The sequence below is a fragment of the Cytophagaceae bacterium ABcell3 genome, from assembly GCA_030913385.1.
GTDB lineage: Bacteria > Bacteroidota > Bacteroidia > Cytophagales > Cytophagaceae > ABcell3.
In genome coordinates this window covers 1,850,728-1,857,469 of record CP133159.1, presented here as the reverse complement: position 1 = coordinate 1,857,469, position 6,742 = coordinate 1,850,728, and the positions used below count along the sequence as shown (strand labels likewise).

The window sequence follows — 6,742 nt, the reverse complement described above, 5'->3', positions numbered from 1 at the left end:
AGAGAAGAAAAGATTAATAAACTGTTTATCAACATACAAAGATTTTATTTCACAAAACAAACCAAGCATTTATCTATCATTTATTGCACATAAGTAAAGCTGCTATTATTTTTTTTCTGATAGAAGAACAACGCCCAGAATACAGTCAAACCTTTATAAGTAAAATTCCGTACACTGACAGACCTGACTGTAAAAGACTCATGAATAGACTCTTTATATTTTTATTTTGGCACTAACAGTCTTTAGCTCTTTTAGTCAAGATGTACAATTCAGCCAGTTCTATGCAGTACCGACACATTTGAACCCTGCTTTTGCCGGTAGTGCCCATATGAGCAGGGGCATATTTCACCAAAGAGTGCAATGGCCCGCATTGGACGCAAGATATATTACGTCTTTGGCTTCTACAGACTTCTGGTTCCAAGAGTACCGAAGTGGCGTTGGCATTTATGCCATGCAAGACTTTCAAGGGCAGAACAACATAAGCTCTACAGACATACATGTACAGTATGCCTATGAAATTCCTGTGAATGATCTACTAACCATACGTACAGGCTTGCAGGGAGGATATGTCTCCAGAACTTTGAATTATTCCCGCATGACCTTTCCTGACCAGTTTACAAACGATGGACTGTCCCCAGGTTCAGTAAGCCAGGACATGCTACCTAACGGGCGAAACCAATTTGTCGATATAGGGTCAGGGGTGATGTTATATAATGACAATTTCTGGTTTGGGTATTCAGCATTACACATGAACCGTCCTAACCAGTCTTTTCTTGACGGGGTTAGTCGATTGCCTGTAAAACATGCATTTGTGGCAGGTTATAAGTTCCTACTTAATCACTCAAAATATAATAGTTCTGTATATAAAACCCGTCCATTCTCCATCACCCCAACAGTACATTATAAATTTCAAGGCAAATCTGACCAAGTAGACCTTGGGGTTTATGCACTATATGATCAAGTAATTGCAGGAGTTTGGTACAGAGGGATACCTGTTAAACAGTACCTGCCAGACCTTCACAATAATGAATCAATGGTAGTATTGTTTGGATATAAATTTGACAACATCAGCATCTCCTATAGCTATGATTTTGTAGTTTCCAGACTATCTAGGGCAAGAGCAGCAGGAGCTCATGAGCTTAACATCACATATCTTCATAAAAGAAAAAATAGGAAAAAGCCAATGAAAAGATTACCCTGCCCATCTTTTTAATAACCAAAACATTACAGACAAACTCTATTTTTTTTGTGAAGTTTGGGAATTATTTTTTCTGTTTCCTAGTTGAAATCAGCAATTAAATCCAAATTAAAATCTTATGAAAATTTTCAAAAGTGCACTAGTAGCTTCCGCTTTTATGTTCATGTTTTCTGCAGGTACATCAGAAGCAGCAACAAATAACTCCTTTGAAACAACCTCTACTTCAATAGAAGCTACTTTGGGAGGCAAGCCTTCTAAGCAATTAAAGAAAAATGCAAAAAAACATAAGCAACTGGCCAAAACAAACCGCAGCCAAGCAAAGCTTCAGAAAAAGCAAGAAAAGCTGAACAAGCAAAAAAGAACACTTGACAAAAAAGAGAATAAAATCAAGAAAAACACAAGATAAGCATATATCTATCGTGTTTTTTGAGAGCATGATATATGTAAAAGGCCAACACAGAAAGAAGCTATACCACCCTAGGTTTAGCTTCTTTTTTATTTAGGGCGCGCTGAAAAACGCCCAAAATATTGATCTGTATATATTTGTATGAAAAATAGGAGGTATAGGTGCAAGGTTTTTTCGGTTATTTCTTATTTTTCCGTGCACAATAAATTGAGAAACTTTTAATCCAATACTTTTTTGGGCTAGCCACAAGCGCACAATCTACTTTATGGCCTTACATTCGAAGTATTCCAATACGTCTTCATGTAAGGCCATGCGTATCTTGCACACTTGTGACTTTTTCAGCAGGCCCTATTTAACCTGAAATAAAATATGCATTAGAACCTTCTATTGCGTGACAAAACAACTTCAAATCAGACGCTTCGCTCTTATTTGGTTTTAACCATAGAACCAATCCACCAAAAACCTGCACACCTTTGCTCTTTTGCACTTAGCCAAACCCTGATCCGCAATTTGGGTTATCTTTAAAAAACAACTTATGTCCATTTATACAGGTCAAAAAAGGTTTAGAGATAGAAAGGATGCCGGACAACAACTAGGCACATTCTTGAAAGAATATGAGGGAAACAATGCTTTAGTACTAGGCATTCCACGTGGTGGGTTAGAGATAGCATATTATGTAGCACAGAGATTAAAAGCAGAGGCTTCACTGGTCATATCCAAGAAGCTACCTTATCCAGGCCAGCCAGAGTTAGCTTTTGGTTCAATTACAGAAGGCGGGTATTCTTGGATATCTGAAGCAGGCAAAAAGCAGCTGAACAAAGAAATAATTGACAGAGCTACTGAAGAACAGCAAAAAGAGATCGACCGGAGAATTAAAGAGTACAGAAATGGCCAGCCTCTACCAGACATGAAAGGTAGAACGGTAATTATTGTAGACGATGGTATTGCCACCGGAGCGACTTTAATACCAGTCATCCAGTTGTGCAGAGATCAGTCTCCTGAAAAAATCATTGTAGCCGTACCGGTAGCCGGGAAAGGCGACCTTGGGGTAATTCCCAAACTTGCAGATGAAGTAAAGGTACTGGAGCAACCGGAGCTTTTTTATGCAGTGGGCCAGGCCTATGAAAACTTTAGGAATATGAGCGAAGAAGAGGTTTTTGACATACTTCAAAAGCTCAATGCCTAAGTTATAAATATGAGTTATTGAAACCAATAACTCATATTTTCCTATATTTCAACCTCAAACTATTAGAGACTACGGAAACGGAACTAAAAGCCATAGCAGCACCCGCGACCATTGGGTTCAATAAATAGCCTGTAAAAGGATAAAAAAGCCCCGCAGCAATTGGTATGGCGATAACATTATATATAAAAGCCCAAAACAAGTTCTGTTTAATGGTTGCCATGGTATGAGAAGAGAGCTTCAAGCTCTTACTCAACAAAGATATATCAGAAGACATCAAAGTTATCGCAGCCACATCCATCGCAATATCAGAACCTTTGCCCATAGCAATGCTCACATCCGCCCTTGCCAATGCTTGGCTGTCATTAATGCCATCGCCAACCATAACCACTGTCTCCCCTTGACTTTTCAACTGCTGAACAAATTGTTCTTTTCCCCCTGGCAACACTTCAGCAATTACATTATTGCTATCTATACCCGCCTCTGCCGCTATTTTATCAGCCGTACCTTTATTGTCACCTGTGAGCATATACACCTTCATTCCTCGGAGCTTTAGTCGGGCAACTTCTTCCCTTACCCCTTCTTTTAATGTATCAGCAAGCGAAAAAACAGCCATTACCTCCACATCATTGCTAAAGTAAACCAAAGAATTCCCGGCACTTTCCTTTTCTGCAGCAAAAATCTCTAGTTCCCGGTCCACTTGAATGTGGTGAGATCGCATTAACTTTTCATTTCCGGCAAAAAACTTTTTACCTCCATAATAAAAGCCTATACCAGCACCAGGTAAATTCTCAAAATCAGAAATAGCTACAGGTTTTGCATGAGAGAGACCTTTTGCCAATGCCTCTGCGAGCGGATGTCCTGAAGACAATTCAGCACTTAGCAGTACACCTTCTAGTTCTGTAGTGTCTTCGATCCCGCTTTTCCATATAGAACCACTTATTTCAGGCTCCCCTTTCGTAATGGTACCTGTTTTATCCAAAACAACAGCCGTTGCTTTTTTAGCTAACTGCAAAGTTTCTGCATCACGTATTAAAATACCATTTTCGGCACCTTTCCCAATACCCGCCATAATGGCTGTAGGAGTAGCAAGTCCGAGCGCACAAGGGCAAGCAATAATAAGTACGGTTATCAAAGAAAGTATGGCATAAGTAATATTGTTCTCAACATCAGCACCTAGCCATACAAGAAAAGTCAGGACAGCGATGGCTAACACGATAGGCACAAATACTCCCGCTACTTTATCAACCAGTTTCTGTACAGGCGCCTTGCTCCCCTGCGCTTTTTTTACCATCTCAATAATTTGAGCAAGAAAAGTTTCTTGCGCAGCTTTTTCTGCCCTGAACACAAAACTTCCTTTTTGATTTAAAGTCCCAGCAAAAACATGATCACCCTTGACTTTTTCCACAGGTAAAGGTTCGCCAGTAATCATACTTTCATTGACAGCAGAATAACCTTCACTTATTACTCCGTCAATAGGTATTCTATCACCTGGCTTTACAGCAATCAAATCTCCGGGCATAACATCTTTTATAGAAACTGTCAATTCTTCACCGTTTCTTATTACCCGAACAGTTTTTGGCTGTAAACCCATCAGCTTTTTAATAGCTTCAGAAGTACCGGCCCTTGCCTGCTCTTCCAAGTAGCGCCCCAACAGAATAAAAGCAATTATCACCGCCGCTGCTTCAAAATACACGTGAGGCTCTAACCCACGCGAAAGCATAAAGTCAGGAAAAATAGTATTGAACGCACTATAGATAAAAGCTATACCAGTGCTCAACGCCACTAAAGTATCCATATTGGCACGCAAATATTTTGCTTGCTTAGCTGCATTTACATAAAATGCTTTACCTGAAACAAATAGTACGGGAGTGCTCAGAACAAACATAATCCATTCTGCATAAGGAACAGAATGATGGAAGAACATACCAATTACAAATACTGGGAAAGAAAATATAAAAGCAAAAAGAGTCTTTCGCTTTAACTTTTGCAAAGCCAGCAACTTCTCTTCTTCTATAAGCTCTGCTTCTGCCTCCGTTTCCATATCAAACCCCACTTTTTGTAGAGCCTGGCGCAATTCTCCCGGTGACACTTCTTCAGGGTTATATTCTACCCCTACAGTATGAGACGCAAAGTTTACTTTTGCACTTACTACACCTTTCTGAGCTCCTAAAATCGACTCTACACTACCAGCGCATGAGGCACAAGACATACCCTTTACAGGAAAACGCTCACTTATGTTTTTATCTACAACTTCCATAATTTATCCTATCCTTTCCCCCTCTAAAAGCTAGCAGACAGTCCTGCTATTATAGGGTTTTACAAAAGAACAGAAGAAAGTTATGAAAAGTGTTACAGAATTAGTTCAAAGATTTATAAGATTAACTGGAAGGAAAAACTCGTTTTTATAATACTAAGAAAAACTTTGTTTCTATTGCTCATCTTTAGGTATTCCCACCGTATCTAAAGGTTTCCGTAGGTTCATTTTCTCTGTTTTGTACTTTGAGGGAGAAACGCCTGTCACTTGCCTAAATTGATTGCTCAAATGTGCTACGCTGCTGTACCCTAACTTCCAAGCCATTTCACTTAAAGTCAATTCATTATAAACAAGCAACTCTTTCACCTTTTCTATTTTTTGAAGAATAATGTATTTTTCAACAGTAATATTTTCAGTTGCAGAAAAAATACTGCTTATGTACTGGTAATCTTTACCTGTTTTTTCAGCTAAATAATCTGAGAAATTCTGATGGGCGGGCACATTAAACTTTTGGACTGCTTCTATAACTAAAGTTTTCACCTGTTCAACCAATCTTTCTTTTCTATCCTCAAGTAATTCAAAACCTACATTTTCCAACACAGTTCTAATGTGATTGATGTCTGGTTGCTTTTGGTCACACAACACAGCTTCTCCTAAAGTAACCTCCTCACATGTATAACCTGCTGCGGTCAATTCATCACGCACTACCTTAATACAGCGCGGACAAACCATGTTTTTTATTGAAAACTTATATTTAGTCATGGACATAATATTTAAGGCCGAATGAACTTCGGCCTTAAATTACAAATTTTAATCTATTTAACTTACCTGAATTTTCTTTGCTTCTTTCTTTTCTTCTTTTTGAGTCTTAGGTATGTTTATACAAAGCAAACCATCTTTGTACGTTGCATCAATCTTCTCTACATTGGTATTTTCAGGCAAGTTAAAAGAACGCTCAAAAGAAGAGTAGCTAAATTCCCTTCTGGTAAACCTTTCGTCTTCTTCTTCATGCTTTTCTTCCTTCTGTACAAACACAGACAAGATATTATCCTTTACATCAAGCCTAAAATCTTCTTTGTTTAAACCAGGTGCTGCCATTTCAACCTTAAAGCTATCTCCGTTTTCCTTAACATTGATAGCTGGTGAAGAAAGTACCATATCCTGGCCTGCTGCTTTAAACCTGTCATTGAAGAAATCGTCAAGCATTCCAGACAACACTGTAGGCTTATATTTAACTAGCATAACAACCTCCTTTCTTTTTTCCTCTAATATATAAACAAAGAGGTCAGCGAAAAATTCCCACTAACGAAGCGATCAACAAAAAAATCAAGAACAGCCAAAAAACGAGGCCAATAGAAGCCTCAGAGGTATCAGCCTTATTATAGGCCTTAGATCGCCCTTCATCCTTAGGCAGCTTTTCCCCGGCATGGCCAGTAGCCTTAGCTATAGCAACCAAAAGCAATGAAGTGAGCAAAGCTGCTACCAATCCCGGTATCCAATAAACCCCTACAATGGGCACGCCAGCAGGCCTGACCAAACGAATAGAAACCATTGTGACCAAAAAAATGACCAACATAAATACCCAAAAAGTGCCTATAGTCCCTTTTACCTTAAACAAGGTCAAAAAGACCACCGAAAACAACAAAGAAATAACCAGTGCGAAAAGTATCTCCATCCAAAGCATAAGCAATGTCCTTT

Annotated in this window: 7 protein-coding genes; 3 read left to right on the top strand and 4 right to left on the bottom strand. The window is 38.9% G+C overall.

Features of this window, described 5'->3' with window-relative positions:
- Positions 1-226: 226 nt before the first annotated feature.
- The 3 genes from RCC89_07595 (at position 227) to RCC89_07585 (ending at position 2,790) form a co-directional block, all read left to right on the top strand.
- Entirely contained in the window at positions 227-1,213 is a 987-nt protein-coding gene (locus RCC89_07595; protein ID WMJ73024.1) for a type IX secretion system membrane protein PorP/SprF, read from the top strand.
- A gap of 103 nt (positions 1,214-1,316) precedes the next feature.
- Positions 1,317-1,604 carry a hypothetical protein gene (locus RCC89_07590; GenBank protein WMJ73023.1) on the top strand — a complete coding sequence of 96 codons (288 nt, stop codon included), beginning with the start codon at positions 1,317-1,319 and terminating at the stop codon, positions 1,602-1,604.
- A 535-nt stretch (positions 1,605-2,139) separates the two neighbouring features.
- The gene (locus RCC89_07585; protein ID WMJ73022.1) at positions 2,140-2,790 is read left to right on the top strand and encodes a phosphoribosyltransferase family protein; all 651 of its coding nucleotides are present in this window, start codon (positions 2,140-2,142) and stop codon (positions 2,788-2,790) included.
- 31 nt (positions 2,791-2,821) lie between these two features.
- Here the strand turns inward: RCC89_07585 and RCC89_07580 are convergent, their stop codons facing one another.
- The 4 genes from RCC89_07580 to RCC89_07565 form a co-directional block, all read right to left on the bottom strand.
- Positions 2,822-5,047 (bottom strand): heavy metal translocating P-type ATPase, encoded by a 2,226-nt coding sequence (locus RCC89_07580; protein ID WMJ73021.1) that lies wholly within the window; start codon positions 5,045-5,047, stop codon positions 2,822-2,824.
- Between the two features lie 171 nt (positions 5,048-5,218).
- A complete protein-coding gene (locus RCC89_07575; GenBank protein ID WMJ73020.1) occupies positions 5,219-5,806 on the bottom strand; it encodes a helix-turn-helix transcriptional regulator in 588 nt (195 codons plus the stop codon).
- A gap of 57 nt (positions 5,807-5,863) precedes the next feature.
- The gene (locus tag RCC89_07570) at positions 5,864-6,286 is read right to left on the bottom strand and encodes an Hsp20/alpha crystallin family protein (protein ID WMJ73019.1); all 423 of its coding nucleotides are present in this window, start codon (positions 6,284-6,286) and stop codon (positions 5,864-5,866) included.
- 43 nt (positions 6,287-6,329) lie between these two features.
- A complete protein-coding gene (locus tag RCC89_07565) occupies positions 6,330-6,719 on the bottom strand; it encodes a hypothetical protein (GenBank protein ID WMJ73018.1) in 390 nt (129 codons plus the stop codon).
- Positions 6,720-6,742 lie beyond the last annotated feature (23 nt).

Bases quoted from the DNA above. Each gene is read 5' to 3' on its own strand.
- RCC89_07590 (WMJ73023.1), top strand. From the start codon at position 1,317: ATGAAAATTTTCAAAAGTGCACTAGTAGCTTCCGCTTTTATGTTCATG.
- RCC89_07585 (WMJ73022.1), top strand. From the start codon at position 2,140: ATGTCCATTTATACAGGTCAAAAAAGGTTTAGAGATAGAAAGGATGCC.
- RCC89_07580 (WMJ73021.1), bottom strand. From the start codon at position 5,047: ATGGAAGTTGTAGATAAAAACATAAGTGAGCGTTTTCCTGTAAAGGGT.
- RCC89_07575 (WMJ73020.1), bottom strand. From the start codon at position 5,806: ATGACTAAATATAAGTTTTCAATAAAAAACATGGTTTGTCCGCGCTGT.
- RCC89_07570 (WMJ73019.1), bottom strand. From the start codon at position 6,286: ATGCTAGTTAAATATAAGCCTACAGTGTTGTCTGGAATGCTTGACGAT.
- RCC89_07565 (WMJ73018.1), bottom strand. From the start codon at position 6,719: ATGGAGATACTTTTCGCACTGGTTATTTCTTTGTTGTTTTCGGTGGTC.